The sequence below is a fragment of the Saccharopolyspora rosea genome, assembly GCF_025643595.1.
Lineage (GTDB): Bacteria > Actinomycetota > Actinomycetes > Mycobacteriales > Pseudonocardiaceae > Saccharopolyspora > Saccharopolyspora rosea.
Genome location: NZ_CP102826.1, coordinates 979,817 through 1,003,806, shown reverse-complemented (window position 1 = coordinate 1,003,806; position 23,990 = coordinate 979,817). Strand labels below are relative to the sequence as shown.

Below are 23,990 nucleotides of genomic sequence, written 5' to 3'. Positions count from 1 at the left end.
CATGTCCGCGGGTCTGCCTGTGCTGACGGGCAACGAACAGGAGTGGATGGCCAGGGCCATCGAGCTCGCCACGTCCAGTGTGGACAACGGCGGCGGCCCGTTCGGCGCACTCGTGGTGCGCGACGGTGAGATCGTCGCCACCGGCGCGAACCGGGTGACCCTCGACTTCGACCCGACCGCGCACGCCGAGGTGACCGCGATCCGCAACGCCTGCAAGGCGTTGGGGACGTTCAAACTGGACGGTTGCGTGCTGGTGACCTCCTGCGAACCGTGCCCGATGTGCCTGGCCTCCGCGCTGTGGGCGCGGATGGACGCCGTGCTCTACGCGGCCGACCGGCACGACGCCGCGGCGGCCGGTTTCGACGACCGCGCCTTCTACGACGTCTTCAGCGATCCGGACCACGCCTCGCCGACCGACGTCCGCCGCGTGGAACGCCCCGACCGCAACGCCGCTTTCGACGCCTGGACCGCCAAGTCCGACCGCGTGGACTACTGATCCGCCAGAGGAGGTGTCCGAGTGTGCTTTGCGTAGCGGTGCCGGTAGCGGAACCTCAGCGGCCCGCCCGTCACCCGACCACCACCCCCCCACGGAGGCGCTGCGCGCCACAGCCACACCGGCTCCGGGAGCCCCGACTCATGTATGCCCAATACACAGCGTCGGGGCTGTCCTCGCGAGACGCCCGCCCGTCGCCCGACCACCACCCCCAAGGAGGCGCTGACGCGCCACTGTGACCACCGAAGAACCCGCGGCGGTGCGGGCTGCGAGACCGCTCACCGAAAGAGAAAGCGGCTTCGCCGCTTGTGGAACGAATCTGACCGGCACCGGGCACGACGACCGGGTCGTGGCGGTGTCGCTTCGCCCGGCGGGCAGGTGGGCCACATCCACCGCCGTCGGGCGGGAATTCCCCCTTTTTTCCAAACGCCCCGACATCACGGCGCATTCGCGTCGGGCCTCGTGCTGCCCGCGCGACGCCACCCGAGCCAGTCCGCGCGGGGCGCCCACCGGCATGGGAGGACTCACCCGTTATGACCCAGCAACTGGACTCCGACAGATCGGCGGAGAAATCGTCGAGCAGCGGGCTCGACCGGTTCTTCCGCATCACGGCACGGGGTTCCACGATCTCCCGCGAACTGCGCGGCGGTCTGACGACCTTCGTCGCGATGGCCTACATCGTGATGCTCAACCCGCTGATCCTCGGTTCCTCGGCGGACGCCACCGGGGCCCGGCTGACCACCGAACAGCTCACCACCGCGACCGCGGCCACCGCCGGTGTGATGACCGTCGTGATGGGTCTGGTCGGCAACGCGCCGTTCGCGCTGGCCTCCGGGCTCGGCGTCAACGCCGTCGTGGCCTTCACCATCGCGCCCGCGATGACCTGGCCGCAGGCGTTCGGGCTCGTGGTGCTGGAGGGCGTGGTCATCATCGCCCTGGCGATCAGCGGCGTGCGCGAGAAGATCATCAACTCCATCCCCGCACCGCTCAAGACCGCGCTCACCGTCGGCATCGGCCTCTACATCGCACTGATCGGCCTGGTCAGCGCCGGGTTCGTGACCCGCAAGCCGGACGCGGCCAACACCACCGTCCCGGTCCAGATGGGCACCGGGACCGAAGGGCACCTGACCGGATGGCCCATCGCGATCTTCTGCCTCAGCCTGCTGATCATGCTGGTGCTGCTGGCCCGCCGGGTCCCCGGCGCGATCCTCATCGGCATCGCGGTCACCACCGTGCTGGCCATCGTGGTCAACGCCGTGTTCCACGTGCCCGCCAAGCAGTGGGGCACCGTCGTGCCGGAGCTGCCGGACAAGCTCGTCGGCAGCCCGGACTTCAGCCTGCTCGGCCACATCGACCCGTTCGGCGGATTCGCCTCGGCGGGCGGCATCGCGGCGACCGTGTTCCTGTTCACCCTCGTGCTGTCCGGGTTCTTCGACGCGATGGGCACCATCACCAGCGTCAGCTCGGAAGCCGGGCTGGTCCGCGACGGCAAGGTCGAGGGCATGGGCCGGATCCTGGCCGTCGACGGCATCGCGGCGGCGGCAGGCGGGTTGAGCGGCTCGTCGCCGAACACCGTGTTCCTGGAGTCGGCCACCGGCGTCGCCGAAGGCGCCCGCACCGGGTTGGCCAGCGTCGTCACCGGGCTGTTGTTCTGCGCGACGCTGCTGTTCACGCCGCTGGCGTCGGTGGTTCCCGCGCAGGCGGCGGCGCCCGCGCTGGTGATCGTCGGCGGGATGATGATGGCGCAGGTCCGGCACGTGCCGTGGCACGACTCCGACTACGTGATCCCGGCGTTCCTGACCATCGCGGTGATCCCGTTCACCTACATGATCACCAACGGGATCGGCGCCGGGCTGGTCGCGTTCACCGCCATCAAGCTCGCCAAGGGCAAGGCCCGGGAGATCGGCTGGTTGGTCGGCCTGCTCTCCGTGGTCTTCGTCCTCTACTTCGGCGTGGAGGGCGTCGAGGCCCTCTTCGAATAGCGACGCGGTCGCCCGGCCGCGCATCCCACCCGGCCGGGCGACCCGGAGAGTGAGGAGGCATCCATGCGGGACATCGCCGAGCAGCTGCTGGAATGGGCCGACGAGGGCGAACCGTTCGCGGTCGCGTCGGTGGTCGGGGTGCGCGGCAGCGCACCGCGCGGTCCGGGAGCCGCGATGGCGGTGCGCGCGGACGGTGCCGTCCTCGGCAGCCTGTCCGGGGGCTGCATCGAAGGCGCGGTGCACGACGCCGCCCTGGAGGTCCTCGCCGACGGCGAACCGGTCCGCCACACCTTCGACTACGACCCCGACGACCCGTTCGCCGTCGGCCTGACCTGCGGCGGCGTCATCGACGTGCACATCCGGCGCTGCGACCCGCGACGCGACACCGCGCTGGTGGGAGCCCTGCGGTCGGCCCGCGACGGCGACCCCGTCGCGGTGGCCCGCGAACTGCGCACCGGCGCCGTCCTCGCGGTCCGGGCGGACCGGGTCGAGGGCGGCACCGGGGACGCCGACCTCGACGCCCGGGTGGCGTCCGAAGCACGGGCCATGCTGGCGCAGGGCACGACGGGGCTGCGCGAGATCTGCACCGGCGGTGGCACCCGCGACCACGACGTGTTCGTGGAGTCCTGGACCACACCGCCGCGGATGCTGGTGTTCGGCGCCATCGACTACGCCGCGGCGCTCGCCCGCATCGGCAAGTACCTCGGCTACCACGTGACGGTGTGCGACGCGCGCGCCGTGTTCGCCACGCCCGCGCGGTTCCCGGACGCGGACGAGGTCGTCGTGCAGTGGCCGCACAAGTACCTGGCCGACTGCGACGTCGACGAGCGCACCGCGATCTGCGTGCTCACCCACGACGCCAAGTTCGACGTCCCGGTGTTGCAGGAGGCGCTGCGCGGCCCGGCCGGCTACGTCGGTGCGCTCGGGTCCCGCCGCACCCACGCCGACCGGCTGCGCCGGTTGCGCGACGCGGGCCTCGGCGACGCCGAGCTGTCCCGCCTGCGCTCCCCCATCGGCCTCGACCTGCGCGCCAGCACGCCCGAGGAGACCGCGGTGTCCATCGCCGCGGAGATCATCGCGCTCCGCACCGGCGCTCCCGCCCTCCCGCTCACCCACACCGAGGGCCCCATCCACGTCCCGACGTGACCGGCACCTCCCCGTTGGGCAGCGAGCGCTCCCGCGCGAAACTGGCTGCGGGTCGGGACGGGCGCTCCACCGAGGGCGACGACGGACGGGAGGTCGCGGTGACCGGTGTCGCGGGCGTGGTGCTGGCGGCCGGGGCGGGCCGCCGCTTCGGCATGCCGAAGGCGCTGGTCGACTACGGCGGCGAGCTGCTGGTGGACCGGGCCGCGCGGGTGCTCGCCGAGGGCGGCTGCTCCCCCGTCGTCGTGGTCCTCGGCGCCGCTGCGGACCGGGTGCGCGAGCGCGCCGCGCTGACCGGCGCGTCCGTTGTGGACAACCCGGAATGGCCCACCGGGATGGGCTCGTCACTGCGCGTCGCGCTCGCCGCGCTCGCCGCCACCGACGTCGACGCCGCGCTGGTCCTGCCGGTGGACATGCCCGGGATCGGCGCGGAGGCGGTCCGCCGCGTCGCCGAGCTGGCCGCCCCGGACGCGCTGGCCGCCGCGTCGCACGGCGGCGGCCGGAGCCACCCCGTGCTGCTGGGCCGCGACCACTGGTCCGGAGTCCGCGCGGCGGCGACCGGCGACGCCGGTGCCCGCGGTTACCTCCGCGACCGCGACGTGATCCTGGTCGCCTGTGACGACGTCTCGACCGGCTTCGATGTGGACCGCCCCGCTGACCTCCGGCGCGCCGGGCCGTAAAGTCGACTGCCACACGTGGCGCGACCGCGGCGCCGCACACCAACGCCCGAGCAGAGCGGAGGCGGAGGCAGCATGGCAAATGGGCACATCACCGCGAACTACGTCCCGGACGGCGACGACTGGTCGATCACCGTCACCGACGGTTCGCAACGGCATTCGGCGAAGGCCCCCGGGCTGATCGCGGCACGGGACATGGCCGACCAGCTGATCGAGAAGTTGTCCCCCGGCATGACCGGGCGGGTGGTGATCCACCTGCTCGACGGTGACGGTTTCGCGTTCACCACCGCCTACCTGCAGGCCCGGCACGGCCTGTCCGACGAGGCGACCCGCCAGGCCGCGGCGGCCGCCGCCGGGTCGGCCCAGCCGATGCCCGGCCGCCTGCCTCGTTGACCCCGCGCGCGTTCACAGTGGACCGAGCGGACCCGGACCTTAGGATGGCTGCCGTGAACGCGCCGACAAACAGGACGTACCAGGAGGAACCGGTGGCGACCGGCGCCGAACCGCCCCGCCCCGGCACCGGGCGGGGACGGCCGCGCGACGCCAGCCGCGACGCCGCGCTGCGCAACGCCGCGATGGAGGTGCTGGCCCAGGTCGGCTACCGCGCGTTGACCATGGACGCGGTGGCCGCGCAGGCGAGAGCGGGCAAGGCCACCATCTACCGCCGCTGGGACTCCAAGCTCGACCTGGTCATCGACACCTGCACGCAGCTGGTCCAGCGCAGCATCCCGGAGCCGGACAGCGGCTCGGTCGAAGAAGACCTCGGCGAGTTCCTGCGCGCGTTCGCCGCGTTCCTCACCGGCCCGGTGGGCAAGGCCGCGCAGGCCCTCGTGGGAGAGCTGCCGCACGAGCCCGAGCTGGCCGCCGCGTTCCGCGAGTCGTTCCTGCTGCCGCAGCGCAACATGCTGCGGCGGATCATCGAGCGCGGCGTGGAGCGGGGCGAGATCCGCGCCGACGCACCCGTCGACACGGTCGTCGAACTCACCGGGGCGGGACTGCTCTACCGGTTGATGCTCACCGGCGACCCGCTGGACGCCCGGTACGTGGACCGGATCCTGCAGGAGGCGCTGCTCCCTCTCCTCCGCGGTTGACCACCGGACCACCACCTGACCCGATAGGCTGAGCCGTCGGAGGTGGTTGCCGTGCGCGGAACGGTCGCGGCCCTGCACCGCTGGCCCGTGAAGTCGCTGCGGGGCGAGCAGGTCGAGTCGGCTCGCTTCGACGAGCGCGGCATGGCGGGCGACCGGTCGTACGCGCTGGTGGACGAACGCCCCAACCGCACCGGCAAGGTGCTCACGGTCCGCCAGAACCCGCACCTGCTGCACTGGTCGGCCGCCTACGGCCGCGGTGCGGAGCCGACGCGCCCGCCCCGGCTGCGCGCCCCGGACGACCACGAGTGGGACTGGGACGACCCGGAACTGACCGCAGCGCTCACCGACTCGCTGGGCATCCCGCTGACCCTGCGCGCCGCCGACGGCCAGCAGGACCGCGGACCGACGGTGCTGCTCACCTTCGAGGCGTCCCGGCGCGCGCTGTCCGAGGAACTGGGCACCGACGTGGACCTGCGCCGCTTCCGGCCCAACCTGCACGTGGACGCCGAGCTGCCGGCGTTCGCCGAGGAGACGTGGGGACCGGGGGCGTCGGTCCAAGTGGGCGAGGTCACCTTCGAGGTGACCGGGGAGAACTCCGGGCCGTGCATCCGCTGCGCCGTGCCGAGCTGGGACGCGACCGGCCGGGAACGCTGGCGAGGTCTGCAGACCCACCTCATCGAACGGCACGACAACAAGTTCGGCGTGATCGTGCGGACGACCCGCGCGGGCACCGTGGCCCGCGACGACGAGGTGGCCATCCCGTGAGCCCCCGGGCCGCGGCCCGGAGACCCACGGATCGGATCAGCGGAACAGCCTGCGCACGACCACCAGCGTCACCAGCGCGCCGACCCCGATCAGCGCGTACCGCACACGCGGGTCGTTGAGCTTCTCCTCCACGGCCGACTTGCCGTAGTCGACGAAGCGCTTGGGGTTCGCCTTGACGCTCAGCTCGTCCAGCGTGTCGGCCAGCGCCTCGCGCGCCTGCTGGATCTCACGCTCGATGGCGTCGGGATCACGGGCCACGTGTCCTCCTCACCTTCACCTGGCTGGTGACACGGTAGAGCACCGACCACCTGTGATCACACCGGCGGTTGCCGTGTCGCGACATCGAACACCCGTACCCGCCGCGCCGGGGCACCGGCTAGGCTGTGCCCGGCGGGGCCGTAGCCCAATTGGCAGAGGCACTAGGTTTAGGTCCTAGCCAGTGTGGGTTCGAATCCCACCGGCCCCACGAGGCGGCGCAGCCTGCTCATCGACCTCCGGGCGATTTCGCCGTTGCCCGCCACATCCGTACGGGGGTCGAACCCCCGTAGACCCCCACGGCGCGGTGGCTGCCTCCCTGCGCACTCCTCACCTTGGCAGCACTTCCGGACCTGCTCACCGACCAGCGGTCCAGCTGGGAGCGCGGCCGCCGGAGTTCGAAGGCCAGCTTCCGCCCGGTCGGCGGGTTTTTCGCCTGCCGGCTTGACCTCGATCGCGGTCGAGGTCCTAACGTCGGCCGCGGCGGTGTCGAGCGGGAGGAGCGGCCGGTGGTGTTCACCGAGGCGGAGCGCGGTTATCTCCAGGGACAGCTGCTGGGGCGGCTGGCCACGATCGGTCCGGACGGAACGCCGCAGGTGCGTCCGCTCGGTTTCCGGCTCAACGAGGACGGGACGATCGATCTCGGCGGACCCCACGTGGCGTCCACCCAGCGCTACCGCAACGTGCTCGCCGATCCCCGGGTGAGCTTCGTCGTGGACGACCTGACGCCGGACGGGCCGGACGCGGTCAAACCCGGCATGGGGCGCGGCGTGGAGATCCGCGGTCGCGCGGAGGCCCTCGTCGTCGACGATCCGCCCGGTGCGCCCGGGATGGCGGGCCGCGACATCATCCGCGTCCACCCGAACCGGATCATCAGCTGGCACATCGACCCCGCGATGCCGGACGGGCGCGCGGTCGACGTCTGATCACTCCACTGTGGACGAACGGCGCGGCGCCGTCGCGCGCCGGGCGCGGGAGATCCTGCCGAACAGCCACGCCGCGACGGCCACGACGAGCAGTGCCAGCACCGCGCCGATGCCCATCCACCGGGCCAGCCGCACGTACGCGTCGGCCGAGGCGTACCCGAGCTCGACCATCGTGACCGCCCAGACCGCTGCCGCGGGAACGCTGGCCGCGGCGAACCGCCGGTAGGCCAGCCCCGAACTGCCCGCCAGGCGGGGCACGAGGGTTCTCGCGCCGACCAGCCACTGCCCCGCGCACAGCGCCGGTGGTCCGGCCATCCGCATCAGCTTCTCCGCGCGGCGGCGCGGTTCCCGCAGCAGCCGCAGGTCCGGCAGGCCGACCCGCCTGCCCCGGTGGAACGCCAGCTGGGTGCCGCAGACCGCCCCCGCCGCCGCGACCGCCGCCGCGGCGGCCCAGGGCACCGCGCCGAGACGCGCCGCCGCGCCCAGCGAGAGCACCGCGCTCGCACCCGGCAGCACCACACCGACGAGCAGCCCGGCCTCCGCGGCGATGAGCAGCCCGCCGACGAGCAGCAGCATGCTCGGCGGCAGCAGGCCCAGCCACGCGAGGACGTCAGACATCGGCGTGCCGGAGCGGCCGGGGGCGCGCGGCGTGCGGCACCCCGTCGTGGGCGGGCAGTGGTCCGCGGGACCCGCGGGGTCCCGGCAGCGGTGCGGCGAACACGTCCGTGAACGTACTGAAACGAGCCGGAGCGCCGGAACGCGGCCGTGCTCGCCGCGCCGCGCGGACCGCCCGACGACCGCCGGTCAGCGGTGCCGGCTCAGCCCCGAACCGATGCCGGTGAGCGAACGCACCTCCATCTCGACCTGCTTTTCGGGCGCCTCCTGCTCGCCGAGGAACGTGCCGATGGCCCCGGCCAGGAACGACAGCGGGATCGACACGATGCCCGGGTTCTTCAGCGGGAACAGGGCGAAGTCGACGTCGGGGAACATCGCGGCCGGATCACCGGAGACCACCGGGGAGAACAGGATCAGCAGCAGGCAGGAGACGAGTCCGGTGTAGATGGACCACAGCGTTCCCCTGGTGTTGAACCGCTTCCAGAACAGCGTGTACAGCAGCGTCGGCAGGTTCGACGACGCCGACAGGGCCAGCGCCAGCGAGACCATGAACGCCGCGTTCTGGTCGATGGCCAGCACACCACCGGCGATCGAGAGCACCCCGACGGCCACGGCGGTGATGCGCGCGACCTTGATCTCCGTCTCCACCTCGGCCTGGCCGCGCTTGATCACGGTGGCGTAGACGTCGTGCGCGAACGACGTCGCGGCGGTCAGCGTCAGCCCGGCCACCACGGCCAGGATCGTGGCGAACGCGACCGCGGCCACCAGACCGAGCAGGACCGTGCCGCCGATGCGGAACGCCAGCAGCGGTGCCGCCGAGTTCTCCCCGCCCGGCGCGCTGCTGATCACGTCCGAGCCCACCAGCGCGGTCGCGCCGTAGCCCATGATCAGCGTGGCCAGGTAGAACACGATCATCGCCCAGGTGATCCAGACGACGGACCGGCGGGCTTCCCGGGCGTTGGGCACCGTGTAGAAGCGCATCACGACGTGCGGCAGGCAGGCGATGCCGAACACGATCGCCAGCGACAGCGACACGAAGTCCAGTTTGGTGGTGGCGCTCTTGCCGTACTGCGCACCCGGGTTGAGCAGCCGCCCGCCCAGCGGGCTGTGGGCGGCCGCGCTCTCCAGCAGCGACGAGAAGCTGTACAGGAACTTGCCGGTGAGGAACATCGTCACCAGGACCACGCAGATCAGCAGCGCGGTGGCCTTGATGATCTGCACCCACGTGGTGCCCTTCATGCCGCCGAGCAGCACGTAGAAGATCATGATGAGCCCGACGCCCGCGATGACCAGCGCCTGCCCGGTCGGACTGCGCACGTCCAGCAGCAGCGCCACCAGTCCACCGGCACCGGCCATCTGCGCGACCATGTAGAAGTACGAGATCACCAGCGTCGCGGTGGACGCGGCCGCCCGCACCGGTTTGGGGCGCATCCGGTAGGCGAGCACGTCGCCGATGGTGAACCGGCCGGTGTTGCGGACGAATTCGGCGATGAACAGCAGCTCGACCAGCCACGCCACCAGGAATCCGACCGAGTACAGGAATCCGTCGTAGCCGTGCACCGCGATCGCGCCGGTGATGCCGAGGAAACTCGCCGCGGACAGCCAGTCCCCGGCCAGTGCGATGCCGTTCTGCCGGCCGGTGAAGTTGCTCCCCGCCGCGTAGTAGTCCGCCGCGCTGGCCCGCCGGTTGCTCACCCGGTAGACGATGAGGAGGGTGGCGACGACGAAAACCGCGAAAATGCTCACCGTGACCTTCGGGTCCCCGGTGGCGCCCATGCTCAGTGCCATCAGTTGTCGACTCCCGCCTGCTCACGGATCCGGTCGACGCGCGGGTCGATGGTGCGCCGCGCGTAGCGGACGTAAAGCAGCGTCAGCGCGCCGGTCGAAACGAATTGGAGGAGTCCGAGCACCAGTCCGACGTTGACCGCTCCCCACAACTTCTGACTCATGAATGCGGGGGCATATGCGGCGAGCAGTACATAGCCGACGTACCAGAACAAGAAGAGTGCCCCCGCCGGGAAGATGAACAGCCGCACCCGCCGTCGCAGGTCGGCGAAGTCGGCACTGCGCCGAATGGCGTCGAAATCAGGCCGCTCGGCCGTCCTCCGCAGAGCCCGCTGGCCGGCGTTGCCGAATTGCGCGACGCCGCCCGCGGGTTCGTGTTCCCACCTACGACGATGCACGCTCGACGAGGTGGTTGTGCTCATAGCAGCCTCCCTGGGCCAACTGTGCCGAGGAATCCCCTGATGGCGCAGGCTAATCCGCCCAAATTGCGGACGTACAGGGGGTACGGTCGTTGGATCGCGCGCAGCAGCGCGTTGAACCGAACGGAGTAATCCACGTCACTGCGATGTCACCATTCTGCGACCGCCGAGTAAATTCGGGCAAATCGACTCGGCTGCATGGGTGATCGACGCCCATTGTCCTCCGTTATTGGAGATGTCGCGCTTCCGTCGACCGGCGTTACACCGGCCGTCGCGTTCGAGGTCTGGACAGCGGCATCGCCGGTTGTAAGATCCCCCCGGATTTCCCAGGCAATCAGCGCCGCCACAATCCGCAGAGCAGGAGGTCGGAGTCGTTGAAGTTACTCGACCGCTACCCAATTGTCGCACCGCCGAGCTGGAATCGTTGGCTCGTTCCCCCCGCGGCATTGGCCGTTCACCTGTCGATCGGGCAGGTGTACGCGTGGAGCGTCTTCAAAACCCCGCTGGAGAACAGCCTGGGCATCAGCGGGTCGGGCAGCGCTCTGCCGTTCCAGATCGGGATCCTGGTGCTCGGGCTGTCCGCCGCGTTCGGCGGCACGCTGGTGGAACGGCGCGGACCGCGCTGGGCGATGCTGGTGTCCACGATCTGCTTCGCCGCGGGCTTCCTCGTCTCCGCGGCGGGGATGGCGGCGTCCCAGTACTGGCTGGTGGTGCTGGGTTACGGCGTCATCGGCGGGATCGGTCTCGGCATCGGCTACATCTCGCCGGTGTCGACGCTGATGAAGTGGTTCCCCGACCGCCCCGGGATGGCGACCGGCATCGCGATCATGGGCTTCGGCGGCGGCGCGCTCATCGCCTCCCCGTGGTCGACCGCGATGCTCAACGGGTTCGGCAAGACCTCCGGTGGGATCGCCGCCACGTTCCTGGTGCACGGCATCGTCTACGCCGTGGTCATGAGCATCGGCGTGTTCCTGGTCCGGGTGCCCCCGGAGGGCTGGCGCCCGAAGGGCTGGAACCCGCCCGAGCAGACCGCGAAGGCGGCCGGACCGCGCGTCTCGGCCCGCAACGCCCTGCGCACCCCGCAGTTCTGGCTGCTGTGGGCGGCGCTGTGCCTCAACGTCACGGCGGGCATCGGCATCCTGGAGAAGGCCGCGCCGATGATCAAGGACTTCTTCTCCGGCACCTCGACGCCGGTGTCGGCGGGGTTGGCCGCGGCCTTCGTGTCCATGCTGTCGCTGACCAACATGCTGGGCCGCTTCGTCTGGTCCTCGGCCTCCGACGCGGTGGGGCGCAAGAACATCTACCGCCTCTACCTCGGTGGCGGCGCGCTGCTCTACGTGGGCCTGATGCTGCTGGGCACCTCCAGCGTCCCGCTGTTCATCGCCTGCGGCATGCTGATCCTGTCCTTCTACGGCGGCGGGTTCTCCACCATGCCCGCCTACCTCAAGGACCTGTTCGGCACCTACGAGGTCGGCGCCATCCACGGTCGCCTGCTCACCGCCTGGTCGGTGGCGGGCGTCCTCGGGCCGCTGATCGTGGACGCCCTCGCCGACGCCGGGAAGAGCGCGGGCAAGTCGGGCTCCGACCTGTACTCGGTGTCCTTCTACATCATGATCGCGCTGCTGGTCGTCGGCTTCGTCGCCAACGAGCTCATCCGCCCGGTCGACGCCCGCTTCCACGAACCGGCCCCGGCCGCCGGAACCGGGCCGCAGGCCGAGACGGCGGAACCGGCCGAGGCCGCCGAGGCGGAGCCGGCTGCTGAGGCTGAGTCGGCTGCCGCTGAGGTCGAGCCGGAGGCAGCGGCGGCGGAACCGGCGGAGGCCGACGCCGCCGAGGAGAAGGCGAAGACCGACTCCCCCCAGCACTGACCCCGCAACCGAACGGCCCCCTGACGTCCGAACCGGACACCAGGGGGCCGTTCGTCATCTCCGGGGGCCTGCCCGTCCGCACCGGACCTGCGCTGTCACCCCAACCATTCCAGGGCGGCCGTGGTCATGGCCGTGACGCCCGTGGTGAGCGTGGGTTCGACGACCGGCGCGAAGAACGGCGAGTGGTTGGAGGGGATGTCGCGGGCGCGGGTGCCCGCCCGCTCGGCCGCGGCGAAGGCGTCCGGGTCGACGCCGCCGAACATCCAGTAGCAGGTCGGAGCGCCGGCGGCGGTGCCGAAGATGCCGACGTCCTCGCTGCCGGTGACCGGGTCGAGCCGGTTGACGTTGCCGTCGCCGAGCTGCTTGCGCAGGGCCGCCGCCGTGCGCTCGGTGGCGTCCGGGTCGTTGACCAGGACCGGGAAGTCGTGGATCGGTTCGAATTCGGGTTCGCGCTCGGCTCCGGAGGCGGCCGCTTCGGCGCGGACGATGCGCTTGATCGCGGCGATGGCCCGTTCCCGGACCGGTTCGGCGAAGCTGCGCACGTTGATCCGCAGTTCCGCCTGGTCCGGGATGATGTTGTCCTTCGTGCCCGCGCGGATCGCGCCGACGGTCACCACCGCGCGGTCCGCGGCGGCGATCTCGCGGGACACCACGGTCTGCAACCGCATCACGGTCGCCGCGGCCAGCACCACCGGGTCGACGGAGTTCTCCGGCTGGGAACCGTGCGCGCCGCGGCCGAACAGGGTGACGCGCAACCCGTCGGCGGCCGACATGCTCGGGCCGCTGAGCCAGCCGACCGTGCCCGCCGGGAACGGGAAGACGTGCTGGCCGAGGCACACGTCCGGGGTGCCGAACCGCTCGAACAGCCCGTCCTCGACCATCGCCCGGGCGCCCGCGCCGATCTCCTCGGCCGGCTGGAACACCGCCAGCACGGTGCCCGACCAGCTCTCCCGCGCGTGGACGAGCAGGTCGAGCGCGCCGATCAGGCAGGTGACGTGCATGTCGTGCCCGCACGCGTGCATCACCGGGACGTCGTTGCCGTCCGGGTCGGTGCCCCGCTTGGTGCTGGCGTAGTCGAGACCGGTCTGCTCCAGCACCGGCAGCGCGTCGAAGTCGGCGCGCAGCAGCGCGGTGGGGCCGTCGCCGTTGCGGAGCACGCCGACGACTCCGGTGCGGCCGACGCCCGTGGCCACCTCCAGCCCCAGCGCCTCCAGCCGGCGCGCCACCTCCGCGGCGGTGCGGTGCTCGGCGAACGACAGCTCCGGGTTGGCGTGCAGGTCCTCGTACAGCTCGGTCAGATCGCCGCGGATGTCCGGAAGTCGCCCCAACACGGCGCTCACGTCGACCATGTGCACCTCCGATCCTCACTCACATGCGCCACCACGCTGCCACGCGCGAGCATGGAACGGAACGCGGGAATCGGCCAATCCGACGGCCGATTCAGGACCGGTCTTCGCGCGTGGCACGGCAACCAGCGCCGCCGCGCACAACGAGTTCGGAAGCAGGCTCTCAGGCGCCGTGGAACGTGCTGCGGTAGGCGCTCGGCGAGGTGCCGAGCTGGGCTCGCAGGTGCTGCCGCAGCGACGCCGCGGTGCCGAACCCGGCGTCCCGGGCGATCCGGTCGACCGGCAGGTCCGTCTCCTCCAGCAGCTGCCGGGCGCGTTCGACGCGCTGCCGCGTCAGCCACTGCAACGGCGACATGCCCGTCTCGTCCCGGAACCGCCTGGTGAACGTGCGCACGCTCATCGACTCCCGGGACGCGAGTTCGCGCAGCGTCAGGACGTCGCCGAGGTTGCGCAGCGCCCACTCGCGCGCCCGGCCGGTGGACGACTGCCCCGGTTCGGGGACGGCCCGGCGGATGAACTGCGCCTGGCCGCCGTCCCGGTGTGCGGGCACGACCGTCGAGCGGGCCACCTCGTTGGCGACCGCGCTGCCGTGGTCCTGCCGGATCATGTGCAGGCACAGGTCGATCCCGGACGCCTCGCCCGCCGAGGTCAGCACGGTGCCCTCGTCGACGTAGAGCACGTCGGGGTCGAGGTCGACGTCCGGGTACCGGCTGCGGAACCGGTCCACGGCGTTCCAGTGCGTGGTGGCCCGGCGGCCGTCGAGCAGTCCCGCGCCCGCGAGCACGAACGCTCCGGTGCAGATCGACGCGATCCGGGCGTGCGGCCGGATGCGGCCGAGGGCGTCGGCGAGTTCCGGGGTCAGGCGCCCGTCGGCCGGGGGCGCGTAGTCCTCGTCGCTCGCCGGGACGAACACGGTGTCGGCCTCGGCCAGGGCCTCCGGCCCGTGGGCCACGCCGACCGGGAAGTCGGCGGTGGTGCGCACCTGGCCGGGGGTGGCGGCGCAGGTCACGACCTCGTACAGCGGCTGCCCGTCCGGCCCCGCGGCCTGCGAGAACAGCTGGTGCACGATCCCCAGTTCCATCGGCAGGAGTCCCGGCCGGACCAGGACCGCGATCCGGTGCCGATCGGGGTGTCGGAACACGGCCATGGCCCGATTCTTGCACATGTTGGCCATCAGGCCACTCGTTCGCGTCCCGGCGGCGCCCGACGATGTCGGCATGACCCTGCTGCACCGCGCCTGGCGGGTGGCCGCCACCGCGCTGGCGCTGGGCGTCCGGAAGCCGTTGCCGTGACGGGAAGTCCTGGACAGGAGTGCGCGATGACCGAGGTGTGGACGGTGTTGCTGATCGAGGCCGCGGTGGCGTTCGCCCTCACCGCCGCGGTGGTCCGGCGGGTCCGCCGCGACGACCGAGGTGTCCGAAGTGGACACCGGAGCGCCCCGCGGGACGGGGGCGCTCCGGTGTCCTGCCGCGACCGCGCGGCGGGTCAGCGGTGGGCCGGGAACTCGACCACCTGCTGGTAGGTGGGCCGGTTCTGCCAGCTGATCTTGCGCTGGCTGATGCCGCCGAGCTTGGAGTGCACGATCGAGTCGGCGCACCACTGGTCCCCGGCCTGGCAGTCCGCGTCGCCGGGGTAGGTCTGGTCCGCCGGTGTCCGCTCCGCCTGCTCCAACGTGTCCAGCAGCACCTGGCGGCAGGCCGACGGGTCTCCCCCGCCGCACAGCGGTGCGCCGAAGCCGCCGGGCACGGGTTCGCCGAGCACGCCGCGGATGTCCTTGGACACCTGGCCGAACCAGCCGTACTGGAACGCCGAACCCTGGTGCCCCTGGCCGACGTGCAGCCCGGGTTCCCCGTTCTGCCAGCCGGACGGCGACTCGTTGATCTGCATGGCGTGCGTGAGCGCCTGGTAGGCGTCGGAACCCAGCGCCGGTTCGAACTCGCCGCGCACCAGCAGCGGCCACCAGGCGTCCATCAGGCGGATCGCCGACTCGTGCGCGTAGTGGTGGCTGCCGGGCGAGGTCTCCACGCGCTTGCCGCCGTCGGCCAGCCAGTCGCGCAGCTCCTTCACCCGCGCGGCGTCGGCGGGGTCGGAGACGGGAGCGCTGTCGATGACGCGCAGCAGGTCGGGCAGGATCCGCTCGGCGCGCAGGTCGGCCACGCCGGCGTCGGCCATCGCCCGGGTGAGGTTCGCCCGGTCGACCTCGCCCCCGGCGGCGAGCGCGGACACCCGCCGGTCGAGCAGATCACCGCGCTGCACGGCGCTCTTCTCCAGTCCGGCTCCGCTGGTGCCGGGCGCCTGCTTGTTGTTCCAGCTGATGTAGTAGTCCTGGTTGATCGAGTGGGGGTGCTGCTGGAAGGGCGCGTACGCGGCGGTGTTGTCGGCCGGGTTCCAGCCCTGCCACTCGTGGGCGGGGTCGGAGACGATCGGCATGCTCGGGTCGACGTCGGGTTTGCGCGCGACGTTGGCGCCGGAGTTGAAGTAGGCGGTGTCGCGCGAGTCGGCGTAGAACCAGTTGAACGTGTAGTTGATGTCGTGGGCCGCGCGCTGGAACGCCTGCGCCGAGGTGATCGCGCCCGGGTCGTTGAACTTCTGGAACCCGATGATCGAGTCGACCTCGTGCAGGAAGGTGCTGCGCGCCGTGGTGTAGGCGACCGGCTTGCCGCCGACGGTGGCGCGATGGGTCACCGGGCCGTACTCGGTGCGCAGCGACACCAGCCGGTAGGACCCGGCCGGGGTGCTGTCCCCGAGGTTGGGCTTCCACGCGTCATCGCGTTCGACGACCTTGAACGGCAGGCACTGGCCGTGGAACAGGTAGTGGTCGGAGTCCTTGGTCGCCGGGCGGCCGTCGGGTTCGCAGAGCGGGACCGCGTAGGTGTCGATGATGTCCTGCGCCGCGGTGGTCGCGCTCCACGCGTAGTCCTGGCCGCGACCGAGCAGGGTGTAGAAGCTCAGGCCCGCGAACGACGCGCCCTTCGACGAGATGCCCGGCCCCTGCAGCTCCTGGAGGGTGAGCAGCTGCGGCGCGAAGTACCCGGTCTGCGGCCCGAAGACGGCCACCGGGTGGCCGCTGGCGGTGTGCGAACCGGAGACGACCAGTGCGTTGGACATCCCGTGCGGTTGTCCCATGCCGCGCGGCACGACGCCGTCGTCGAAGATGCCGCGCAGGCTCTCGACCGGATCGTCGGAACGGGGGCGCGGCGTTGCCGACTCGGGACGCGAGGTGGTGCTGTCCGGTTTCGCGGCCGAACCGGTGGGGTCGAACACCAGCTGCTGCTCGGTCACCGAGCCGGGGTCGGGCATCGCCACACCCGTGGGGTGGGCCGGTGTCCCGCCGTACGGGAACGACTGTCCATCGTGGACCGTGGAGACGGCTTCGGGGTCGTTCTCCGCCCGGAAGGTGCGCCAGATCTGCTCGCCGCGTTCGGGCCCGAACCGTTCGTCGAGGGCCATCCGGGCGATGGCGTTCTGCACCTCGCCGCCACCACCACCGCCGAACTGGGCGCCGACGAGCGAGGCGAGCACCACCAGGTCGGTGAGCTTGAAGTGCTCGATCCGCCCCTCGTTCGTGATCGGGTCGACGTGCCCGGTGGCCACGTACTCCCCGGGGAAGTACCGGCCCTGGTGCGACTTGTCGATGTAGGTGTTGATCCCGTCCACGTAGGACTGCGCGTCGGCGAGCGCCTGCCTGCCGCGCGGCCCCTGCTTCGCGACGCTGTCGATCTGCTGCTGGAGCTCCTGCTCGGTGTACGGGGAGGTGGCGAAGAAGCGCTGTTCCAGCTCGCGGTTGGCGGGCGCGCCACCGGCGAACGAGCTGACCTCACCGCGTCCGGCGTGGCGCAGGACGTCCATCAGGAACAGCTTGTCCTCGGCGGTGGCGTACCCGGCGCCGAACTCGGTGCCGGAGCGCGTGCTGCCGTGGATGTGCGGGATGCCGGCGGTCTTGTCCCGCACGATCGTCACGTCGCGGCGCGGCTGGTAGCTGCGTTCGACGTCGTCGGGCCGCACGCCGAAGGAGTTGTCGTTGAAGAAGTCCCGGATGTTGTCGGTCGTCAGCCGCTTGTAGCCGCCGGCGAGCCGGTCGTACTTGTCGATCTGGTCGTCGGAGTGCTTCGGCCTGGTGCCGAGCAGCATGTGCGAGACGAGGTCGGCGAAGGTGGCGTTGCCGTTCTGCCCCGGCGGGAGGATCTCGTCGCACTGCCCGCGGCAGTAGTCCGGATCCGGTTCCGCGGTCGCGGCCGGTGCGATGAGCAGCGAGCCGACGACCGCCGCCGCGCTGAGCACGGCGGCCGCGCGCTGACGACGTGACATGCCAGGTCCTCTCGTTGATCGACAAGCGGGAACGCTAGACGCCCCACCATCGAAAACGAAAGGGATTCACGTTCGGATTGCACCGAACGGCTCAACCTGGCACAGAGGCGGGGGCCCGGCAGTGCGCCGGGCCCCCTCGATCACGCCGACTTCAGCTGCTGGCGCTGCCGCCCGAGGCCCTCGATCTCCATCTCCACCACGTCGCCGGCCGCCAGGAACGGGAACCGGCCGGACAACGCCACGCCCTGCGGCGTCCCGGTGTTGAGCAGATCGCCCGGCTCCAGCACCAGGTACTGCGACAGGTTCCGGACCAGCTCGGCCACGCCGAAGATCATGTCGGCGGTCGTGGAGTCCTGCCGCGCCTCGCCGTTGACCCACGAACGCAACCGCAGCGCCTGCGGATCGGCCACCTCCGACGCGGGGACGAACCAGGGCCCCACCGGGTTGAACGTCTCGCAGCACTTGCCCTTGGACCACTGCCCGCCGGAGTGCTCGTTCTGGAACGCCCGCTCCGTGACGTCGTTGGACACCACGAACCCGGCGATGCAGTCCAACGCCTCCTGCGCGCTGTCCAGGTACCGGGCCCGCCGCCCGAGCACCACGCCCAGTTCGACCTCCCAGTCGACCTTCTCGGCCCCGCGCGGGATCAGCACCTCGTCGTACGGGCCGACGACGGTGTTGGGATGCTTGAAGAACAGGATCGGCACCTCCGGTGGAGCCGATCCCGATTCGGCGGCGTGCGCCGAGTAGTTCTGCCCGATGCACAGCACCGCGCCGGGACGTGCGATCGGCGCGCCGACCCGCAGACCGGTGCCGTCGCCGGGATCCTCCACCCGCGACAGCGCACCCGCCGCCAGCGCCTCGGCGGTGCGCCGCACGCCACCCCCGGCCAGGAACGTGCCGTCGATGTCGGCGGTGATCGGGCTCAGGTCGAACAGACGACCTTCGTCGTCCCGCACGTGCGGACGCTCCGACCCGACGGTCCCCAACCTCAGAAACTTCATCGTGCTCCTTCACTCGCGATGGCGCTGCCCGTGTCTGTGCTGGTACGGCCGGGTGAGCGCGCTCCTCGTCGAGTCGCACTCCGAAACCAAGGGGTTCGGCAGCTCTCCGAGCTTGGACGCCGGACCACCCCGCGGGCAAGAGCCGAACGCCGGTCGTACCGGAAAAGCCCGGTCAGCGGCGAAGTTGCCGCTGAAGGGCGTCCACCGCGGCGGCGAGCGGAACCCGGGTCAGGTCCGTCCAGTCCGGTCCGCAGCGCGGTGTCGGTGCCGCGACCGACAGGGCCGCGACGACCTCGCCGGAGTGGTCGCGGATCGGCATGGCCACGCAGCGGCACCCGATGATGTACTCCTCGTCGTCCACCGCGTACCCGCGCTGCTTGGTCAGTTCGACCTCGGTGAACAGCTCCTCCGGATCGCGGACCGTGTTCGCGGTGCAGCGCTGGAGCTCCGCTCCCCGGTAGCGGCGCCGCAGCTCGTCCGGCGGCAGTCCCGCCAACAGCGCCTTGCCCAGCGCGACCGCGTGCGCGGGCAGCCGCATGCCGACCGCCGAGACCAGCTTCATCGGCTGCGGCGACTCGGCGATCGCGATGGAGACGTTCTCGGTGCCGTCCAGCCGGGACAGCTGCACGGTCTCCCCGGTGTCCTGCGCGAGCCCGTCCATCAGCGGCGATGCCAGGCCGACGAGGTCGCGGTGGCCGGCGTAGCCCTGGCCGACCGTCCACGCCTTGAGCCCGAGCCCGTAGGTGCGGGAGGCCGGGTCGAACTCGGCGAAACCCCGGTGCACCAGCGTGCCGAGCAGGCCGTGCGCGCTGGACAGCGGCAGCCGCAGGGTCTCCGCGATGTCGCTGAGCCGGTGCCGGCCGCGGGACAGCAGCTCCAGGATCACCAGTGCCCGGTCGGCGGACTTCACCACGTTCTGCCCGCTGCCCGCCGACTCGGCGGTGGCCGATTCCGCCCGCACGCCGCACTTCCTCCTGCTCCGCTGCCGAAAGGCCGTCCGACCTGCGCAGACGCGCCCTACCGAACAGTACAGCGAGACGTGGCCGCGCACCGGGCAGGACGTCCCACCCGGTCGGCCGGGCCGCGAGGTGTGAGCATGGGGCCATGGAGGGACGTCTGGCGTTCCGCCCGCTGCCCCCGTCGATCGACCTGCCGGACATGGAGCGGCGCACCATCGACTGGTGGCGCGAGCGCCGGGTGTTCGAACGCAGCCTGGAGCAGACCGCGGGTGGGCCGCGGTGGGTGTGCTACGAGGGCCCGCCCACGGCCAACGGCACCCCGGGCACCCACCACGTCGAAGCGCGCGTGTTCAAGGACGTGCTGCCGCGCTTCAAGACCATGAAGGGCTGCTCGGTGCCCCGCCGGGCCGGCTGGGACTGCCACGGGCTGCCCGTGGAACTCGCGGTCGAGCAGGAACTCGGCATCAACGGCAAGCCGGACATCGAGCGGATCGGCATCGCCGCGTTCAACGCCCGCTGCCGGGAGTCGGTGCAGCGCCACGTGGGCGAGTTCGAGGCCGTCACCGAGCGGATGGGCTACTGGGTCGACCTGTCGGCGGCCTACTGGACGATGTCGCCGGAGTACGTGGACAGCGTGTGGTGGGCGCTGCGGCGGATCTTCCGCACCGGTCTGCTCGTCGAAGACTTCCGGGTCGCGCCGTACTGCCCGCGCTGCGGCACCACGCTGTCCGATCACGAGGTCGCCCAGGGCTACGAGAACGTGCAGGACCCGTCGGCCTACGTGCGGTTCCCGGTGCGCGGCGCGCTGGCCGGGCACCGCGACGTGGACCTGCTGGTGTGGACGACGACGCCGTGGACGCTGGTGTCCAACACCGCCGTGGCCGCCCACCCCGAGGTCCGCTACCAGGTGGTGCGCACCGTCCAGGGCACGTTCGTGGTGGCGAAACCGCTGGTCTCGACGGTCCTCGGGGAGGACGTCGAGGTGCTGGCCGAGCTGTCCGGCCGGGAGCTGGAAGGCGTGCCGTACGAGCCGCCGTTCGAGCTGGTCGACGTCCCGGACGCGCACCGCGTGGTGCTCGCCGACTACGTCTCCACCACCGACGGCACCGGCCTGGTGCACCAGGCCCCCGCGTTCGGCGTCGACGATCTGGCCGTCTGCCGGGAGAACGGCCTGCCGGTGGTCAACCCGGTGGACGGCGACGGCCGGTTCGCCGCGGACGTCCCGCTGGTCGGCGGGCTGTTCTTCAAGGACGCCGATCCGGTGCTCGCCGACGACCTCCGGCACCGCGGCCTGCTGCTGCGCTACACCACCTTCGAGCACCCGTACCCGCACTGCTGGCGCTGCCACACGCCGCTGATGTACTACGCGCAGCTGTCCTGGTACATCCGCACCACGGCGATCCGCGACGCGTTGCACCGGGAGAACGAGCGGACCACCTGGTACCCGGACCACGTCAAGCACGGCCGCTACGGCGACTGGCTGGACAACAACGTGGACTGGGCCCTGTCGCGGTCCCGCTACTGGGGCACGCCGCTGCCGCTGTGGCGGTGCTCGGGCGGGCACACCACGGCCGTCGGCTCCCGCGCCGAACTCGGCGACCTCGCCGGGCGCGACCTGTCCGCACTCGACCCGCACCGCCCGCACGTGGACGAAATCCGGTTCCCCTGCCCGGAATGCGGCGACCCGACCACCCGCGTGCCCGAGGTCGTCGACGCCTGGTTCGACTCCGGGTCGATGCCGTTCGCGCAGCTGGGTTTCCCGCACGCCGCGGGCAGTGTCGCCGCGTTCGCGAACAACTACCCGGCGCGGTTCATCTGCGAAGCGATCGACCAGACCCGCGGCTGGTTCTACACCCTGATGGCGGTCGGCACGCTGCTGTTCGACCGGTCCGCCTACGACGACGTGCTGTGCCTCGGGCACATCGTGGCCGAGGACGGCCGCAAGATGAGCAAGCACCTCGGCAACGTGCTCGAACCGCTGCCGCTGATGGACGAGCACGGCGCGGACGCCCTGCGGTGGTTCATGCTCTGCTCTGGTTCGCCGTGGTCGGCGCGGCGGGTCGGGCACGGCCCGCTGCGGGAGATCGTCCGCGGCGTCCTGATGACCTACTGGAACACCGCCTCGTTCTTCACCCGCTACGCGAGCCTGTCCGACTGGGTCCCGGCCGACGCGGATCCGCCCGCGCACCGCCACTTCCTGGACCGCTGGGTGCTGGCCGAACTGCACCGCCTCGTCCAGCGCGTGGACGCGGGGTTGGAGGACTACGACACGGCGGGGTGCGGTCGCGCGCTGGCGACGTTCGTCGACGACCTGTCCAACTGGTACGTCCGCCGCTCGCGGCGGCGGTTCTGGGACGGCGAGGTGAACGCGCTGGCGACGCTGCACACCTGCCTCGACGTGCTGACCCGGCTGCTCGCCCCGTTCATCCCGTTCCTCACCGAACAGGTCTGGCAGGACGTCGTCCGCCCGGGCGCGCCGGACGCCGCCGAGTCGGTGCACCTGGCCCGGTGGCCGCGAGCCGAGACCGCCCTGGTCGACACCGCGCTGCTGTCCAGAGTGGACGTCGTCCGCCGGTTGGCGGAGGCCGGCCGCGCGGCGCGCCGCGACGGCGGGGTGAAGGTCCGCCAACCGCTGGGGCGAGCGCTGTTCGGGATCCCGTCCGGCATCGCCCTGCCCGCGGAACTGCTCGACGACCTCGCCGACGAGCTCAACGTCCGGCGGCTGGAGCCGCTGTCCGCGGCGGGCGAGGTCTTGGACGTCTCGGTGCGGCCGGACTTCCGCTCGCTGGGCCGCAGGTTCGGGCGCTGCACCCAGGAGGTGGCCGCCGCGATCACGGCCGCCGACCCGGACCGACTCGCCGAGCGGCTGCGCGCCACCGGCCGCGCACTGGTCGAGGTCGACGGCGAACGAGTGCCGATCACCACCGACGACGTGCACGTCAGCGAGGTCCCCCGCAGCGGTTGGGTCGTCGAGTCGCAGCACGACGTGACCATCGCCCTGGACACCGGGATCACCCCGGAGCTGCGGCGCGCGGGCCTGGCCCGGGAGGTCGTCCGCTTCCTCCAGGACTGCCGCAGGCGCGACGGCCTGCACGTAGCCGACCGCATCGCGGTGCGCTGGCGGGCGTCCGGCGAGGTCCGCGACGCGGTCCTGGAGCACGCCGACGACATCGCCCGCGCCGTCCTGGCCACCGAATTCGCCGAAACCGCCGACGCGTCCGCCGAGCACCACGCCCCCGAACTCGGGTTCACCGCCCAGCTGCGCAAGATCGGGTGAACCCGCTCAACGCGCACGGCCCGTCCGCCCTCGACAGGACGAACGGGCCGACGGGTGCTCGGTGCCTGGCTGCGACCTGGTCCGAAGGGCCACGGCAGGCGGCAGCAGCCGCTTCCTCCTCCGGTGAGCGGTTCCGGCAACTCGCCCCGCCGCACACCACGACACCGTGACGACCGGGAAACTAGCGCTGCGAGCCCGAGCCGATCTGCTGCATCAGGTCGTCGTAGTAGGCGCCGACGCGGGCGTAGACGCCGGGCTGCTTGGGCCGGGCGCAGCCGTTGCCGAACGAGGTCACGCCGATCAACCGGTCGCCCACGACCAGCGGACCGCCGGAGTCGCCCTGGCAGGTGTCCACACCGCCTTCCGGCAGGCCCGCGCACACCATCGCGTCCGGGGTGTACTCCTGGTACGCCGCCTTGCAGGTGGCGTCGGCGTTCACCGGCACGGTCGCCTGCTTGAGGTGGTCGGACTGCTGACCGCCCTCGCTGGTGTTGCCCCACCCGAGGATGGTGGCCTGGCTGTCCGGTTTGTACCCGGCGTCATCGGCCTTGGCCAGCTGGATCGGCGCTTCCTTGACCGGCGCGTCGAGGGTGAGGACCGAGACGTCGAAACCCTTGCTGGCGTCCTGGTACTTCGGGTGCACCCAGATGTTGGTCACCTTCGACACGGTGCCGTCCTGCGAGCTCATCGTGGTCCGACCGCTGACCACGTTGATGTCGCCCGCCTGCTGGTCGGACGTGCAGTGCGCCGCGGTGAGCACCTTGTTCGGCGCGACCAGGGAACCGCCGCAGAACTGCTGCCCCTGCGGGGTCACCAGGGCGACGGTGAACGGGTGCTGGGAGATGTCGGTGTCCTGCCCGCCCACGATGTAGGGCGAGACGTCCCGCGGCGCGGCGGTGGCGGGTGCGGCGGCCAGCGGCGCGATCGTCGCGGCGGCGGCCGCGGCGATTCCGGCCAACCGGGTCAGACGGCGTGCGGCATCGACCATCGTGCTTCTCCTCGTGGAGTCGGGATGCGCAACTCGCGAGTCGGTTACGCACGGCTGCGAACTGATCGCACGATATCGACGCCCGAGAA

At 71.6% G+C, this 23,990-nt stretch carries 22 protein-coding genes and 1 tRNA gene; 13 read left to right on the top strand and 10 right to left on the bottom strand.

Annotation, left to right across the window (positions count from 1 at the left end):
- Window position 1: 1 nt before the first annotated feature.
- From NV263_RS04960 to NV263_RS04930, 7 genes are all read left to right on the top strand, one after another.
- Window positions 2–496, top strand: a complete 495-nt coding sequence (locus NV263_RS04960; protein ID WP_263251373.1) for a nucleoside deaminase — start codon at window positions 2–4, stop codon at window positions 494–496.
- Between the two features lie 530 nt (window positions 497–1,026).
- Window positions 1,027–2,475: an NCS2 family permease gene (locus NV263_RS04955; RefSeq protein WP_263251372.1), complete on the top strand. Its 1,449-nt coding sequence runs from the start codon at window positions 1,027–1,029 to the stop codon at window positions 2,473–2,475.
- A gap of 63 nt (window positions 2,476–2,538) precedes the next feature.
- Complete coding sequence (locus tag NV263_RS04950; RefSeq protein WP_263251371.1) at window positions 2,539–3,621, top strand: XdhC family protein; 1,083 nt, start codon at window positions 2,539–2,541, stop codon at window positions 3,619–3,621.
- Between the two features lie 119 nt (window positions 3,622–3,740).
- Window positions 3,741–4,298 (top strand): nucleotidyltransferase family protein, encoded by a 558-nt coding sequence (locus tag NV263_RS04945; RefSeq protein WP_263254061.1) that lies wholly within the window; start codon window positions 3,741–3,743, stop codon window positions 4,296–4,298.
- Window positions 4,299–4,370: 72 nt separating this feature from the next.
- A complete protein-coding gene (locus NV263_RS04940) occupies window positions 4,371–4,688 on the top strand; it encodes a hypothetical protein (RefSeq protein WP_263251370.1) in 318 nt (105 codons plus the stop codon).
- Window positions 4,689–4,741: 53 nt separating this feature from the next.
- Window positions 4,742–5,386: a TetR/AcrR family transcriptional regulator gene (locus tag NV263_RS04935; protein ID WP_380759327.1), complete on the top strand. Its 645-nt coding sequence runs from the start codon at window positions 4,742–4,744 to the stop codon at window positions 5,384–5,386.
- 51 nt (window positions 5,387–5,437) lie between these two features.
- Window positions 5,438–6,151 carry an MOSC domain-containing protein gene (locus NV263_RS04930; RefSeq protein WP_263251368.1) on the top strand — a complete coding sequence of 238 codons (714 nt, stop codon included), beginning with the start codon at window positions 5,438–5,440 and terminating at the stop codon, window positions 6,149–6,151.
- A 36-nt stretch (window positions 6,152–6,187) separates the two neighbouring features.
- Here NV263_RS04930 and NV263_RS04925 read toward each other — a convergent pair whose 3' ends face one another.
- Window positions 6,188–6,409, bottom strand: coding sequence for a DUF3618 domain-containing protein (locus tag NV263_RS04925; RefSeq protein ID WP_263251367.1), 222 nt, complete (start codon window positions 6,407–6,409; stop codon window positions 6,188–6,190).
- A gap of 134 nt (window positions 6,410–6,543) precedes the next feature.
- Here NV263_RS04925 and NV263_RS04920 point away from each other — a divergent pair.
- Window positions 6,544–6,617, top strand: a tRNA-Leu gene (locus NV263_RS04920).
- Between the two features lie 124 nt (window positions 6,618–6,741).
- Window positions 6,742–7,332 carry a PPOX class F420-dependent oxidoreductase gene (locus tag NV263_RS04915; protein WP_317630396.1) on the top strand — a complete coding sequence of 197 codons (591 nt, stop codon included), beginning with the start codon at window positions 6,742–6,744 and terminating at the stop codon, window positions 7,330–7,332.
- Here NV263_RS04915 and NV263_RS04910 read toward each other — a convergent pair whose 3' ends face one another.
- The 3 genes from NV263_RS04910 to NV263_RS04900 form a co-directional block, all read right to left on the bottom strand.
- The gene (locus NV263_RS04910; protein WP_263251366.1) at window positions 7,333–7,950 is read right to left on the bottom strand and encodes a VTT domain-containing protein; all 618 of its coding nucleotides are present in this window, start codon (window positions 7,948–7,950) and stop codon (window positions 7,333–7,335) included.
- 186 nt (window positions 7,951–8,136) lie between these two features.
- Window positions 8,137–9,735 carry a solute symporter family protein gene (locus NV263_RS04905; RefSeq protein WP_263251365.1) on the bottom strand — a complete coding sequence of 533 codons (1,599 nt, stop codon included), beginning with the start codon at window positions 9,733–9,735 and terminating at the stop codon, window positions 8,137–8,139.
- Window positions 9,735–10,154 carry a DUF485 domain-containing protein gene (locus NV263_RS04900; RefSeq protein WP_263251364.1) on the bottom strand — a complete coding sequence of 140 codons (420 nt, stop codon included), beginning with the start codon at window positions 10,152–10,154 and terminating at the stop codon, window positions 9,735–9,737. Before NV263_RS04900 ends, NV263_RS04905 begins: the two co-directional genes overlap by 1 nt.
- Before the next feature lie 371 nt (window positions 10,155–10,525).
- On the opposite strand from NV263_RS04900, the gene NV263_RS04895 reads away from it, so the two are divergent.
- Entirely contained in the window at window positions 10,526–12,019 is a 1,494-nt protein-coding gene (locus NV263_RS04895) for an L-lactate MFS transporter (RefSeq protein WP_263251363.1), read from the top strand.
- 95 nt (window positions 12,020–12,114) lie between these two features.
- Here the strand turns inward: NV263_RS04895 and NV263_RS04890 are convergent, their stop codons facing one another.
- Together NV263_RS04890 and NV263_RS04885 are read right to left on the bottom strand one after the other, a co-directional pair.
- Window positions 12,115–13,368, bottom strand: a complete 1,254-nt coding sequence (locus NV263_RS04890; RefSeq protein ID WP_263251362.1) for an amidohydrolase — start codon at window positions 13,366–13,368, stop codon at window positions 12,115–12,117.
- Window positions 13,369–13,528: 160 nt separating this feature from the next.
- On the bottom strand, window positions 13,529–14,512 hold the full coding sequence (locus NV263_RS04885; RefSeq protein ID WP_317630395.1) for a GlxA family transcriptional regulator: 984 nt from the start codon (window positions 14,510–14,512) through the stop codon (window positions 13,529–13,531).
- On the opposite strand from NV263_RS04885, the gene NV263_RS04880 reads away from it, so the two are divergent.
- On the top strand, window positions 14,511–14,657 hold the full coding sequence (locus NV263_RS04880) for a hypothetical protein (RefSeq protein WP_263254472.1): 147 nt from the start codon (window positions 14,511–14,513) through the stop codon (window positions 14,655–14,657). The genes NV263_RS04885 and NV263_RS04880 overlap by 2 nt on opposite strands.
- 26 nt (window positions 14,658–14,683) lie before the next feature.
- Complete coding sequence (locus tag NV263_RS04875) at window positions 14,684–14,887, top strand: hypothetical protein (RefSeq protein WP_263251360.1); 204 nt, start codon at window positions 14,684–14,686, stop codon at window positions 14,885–14,887.
- Here the strand turns inward: NV263_RS04875 and NV263_RS04870 are convergent.
- From NV263_RS04870 to NV263_RS04860, 3 genes are all read right to left on the bottom strand, one after another.
- Entirely contained in the window at window positions 14,851–17,673 is a 2,823-nt protein-coding gene (locus NV263_RS04870; RefSeq protein ID WP_263251359.1) for a penicillin acylase family protein, read from the bottom strand. The two genes, NV263_RS04875 and NV263_RS04870, sit on opposite strands and share 37 nt — an antisense overlap.
- A 140-nt stretch (window positions 17,674–17,813) precedes the next feature.
- A complete protein-coding gene (locus NV263_RS04865; RefSeq protein ID WP_263251358.1) occupies window positions 17,814–18,677 on the bottom strand; it encodes a fumarylacetoacetate hydrolase family protein in 864 nt (287 codons plus the stop codon).
- Window positions 18,678–18,849: 172 nt separating this feature from the next.
- Window positions 18,850–19,638, bottom strand: coding sequence for an IclR family transcriptional regulator (locus NV263_RS04860; RefSeq protein WP_263251357.1), 789 nt, complete (start codon window positions 19,636–19,638; stop codon window positions 18,850–18,852).
- A gap of 143 nt (window positions 19,639–19,781) precedes the next feature.
- Between NV263_RS04860 and ileS the strand changes: the two genes are divergently transcribed.
- Window positions 19,782–22,913: an isoleucine--tRNA ligase gene (gene ileS / locus NV263_RS04855; RefSeq protein WP_263251356.1), complete on the top strand. Its 3,132-nt coding sequence runs from the start codon at window positions 19,782–19,784 to the stop codon at window positions 22,911–22,913.
- Window positions 22,914–23,094: 181 nt separating this feature from the next.
- Here the strand turns inward: ileS and NV263_RS04850 are convergent, their stop codons facing one another.
- Window positions 23,095–23,901 (bottom strand): S1 family peptidase, encoded by an 807-nt coding sequence (locus tag NV263_RS04850; protein ID WP_263251355.1) that lies wholly within the window; start codon window positions 23,899–23,901, stop codon window positions 23,095–23,097.
- Window positions 23,902–23,990 lie beyond the last annotated feature (89 nt).

Bases quoted from the DNA above. Each gene is read 5' to 3' on its own strand.
- NV263_RS04955 (WP_263251372.1), top strand. From the start codon at position 1,027: ATGACCCAGCAACTGGACTCCGACAGATCGGCGGAGAAATCGTCGAGC.
- NV263_RS04865 (WP_263251358.1), bottom strand. From the start codon at position 18,677: ATGAAGTTTCTGAGGTTGGGGACCGTCGGGTCGGAGCGTCCGCACGTG.
- NV263_RS04850 (WP_263251355.1), bottom strand. From the start codon at position 23,901: ATGGTCGATGCCGCACGCCGTCTGACCCGGTTGGCCGGAATCGCCGCG.
- NV263_RS04870 (WP_263251359.1), bottom strand. From the start codon at position 17,673: ATGTCACGTCGTCAGCGCGCGGCCGCCGTGCTCAGCGCGGCGGCGGTC.
- NV263_RS04875 (WP_263251360.1), top strand. From the start codon at position 14,684: ATGACCGAGGTGTGGACGGTGTTGCTGATCGAGGCCGCGGTGGCGTTC.
- NV263_RS04880 (WP_263254472.1), top strand. From the start codon at position 14,511: ATGGCCCGATTCTTGCACATGTTGGCCATCAGGCCACTCGTTCGCGTC.
- NV263_RS04910 (WP_263251366.1), bottom strand. From the start codon at position 7,950: ATGTCTGACGTCCTCGCGTGGCTGGGCCTGCTGCCGCCGAGCATGCTG.
- NV263_RS04905 (WP_263251365.1), bottom strand. From the start codon at position 9,735: ATGGCACTGAGCATGGGCGCCACCGGGGACCCGAAGGTCACGGTGAGC.
- NV263_RS04885 (WP_317630395.1), bottom strand. From the start codon at position 14,512: ATGGCCGTGTTCCGACACCCCGATCGGCACCGGATCGCGGTCCTGGTC.
- NV263_RS04940 (WP_263251370.1), top strand. From the start codon at position 4,371: ATGGCAAATGGGCACATCACCGCGAACTACGTCCCGGACGGCGACGAC.
- NV263_RS04960 (WP_263251373.1), top strand. From the start codon at position 2: ATGTCCGCGGGTCTGCCTGTGCTGACGGGCAACGAACAGGAGTGGATG.
- NV263_RS04900 (WP_263251364.1), bottom strand. From the start codon at position 10,154: ATGAGCACAACCACCTCGTCGAGCGTGCATCGTCGTAGGTGGGAACAC.
- NV263_RS04950 (WP_263251371.1), top strand. From the start codon at position 2,539: ATGCGGGACATCGCCGAGCAGCTGCTGGAATGGGCCGACGAGGGCGAA.
- NV263_RS04890 (WP_263251362.1), bottom strand. From the start codon at position 13,368: ATGGTCGACGTGAGCGCCGTGTTGGGGCGACTTCCGGACATCCGCGGC.
- ileS (WP_263251356.1), top strand. From the start codon at position 19,782: ATGGAGGGACGTCTGGCGTTCCGCCCGCTGCCCCCGTCGATCGACCTG.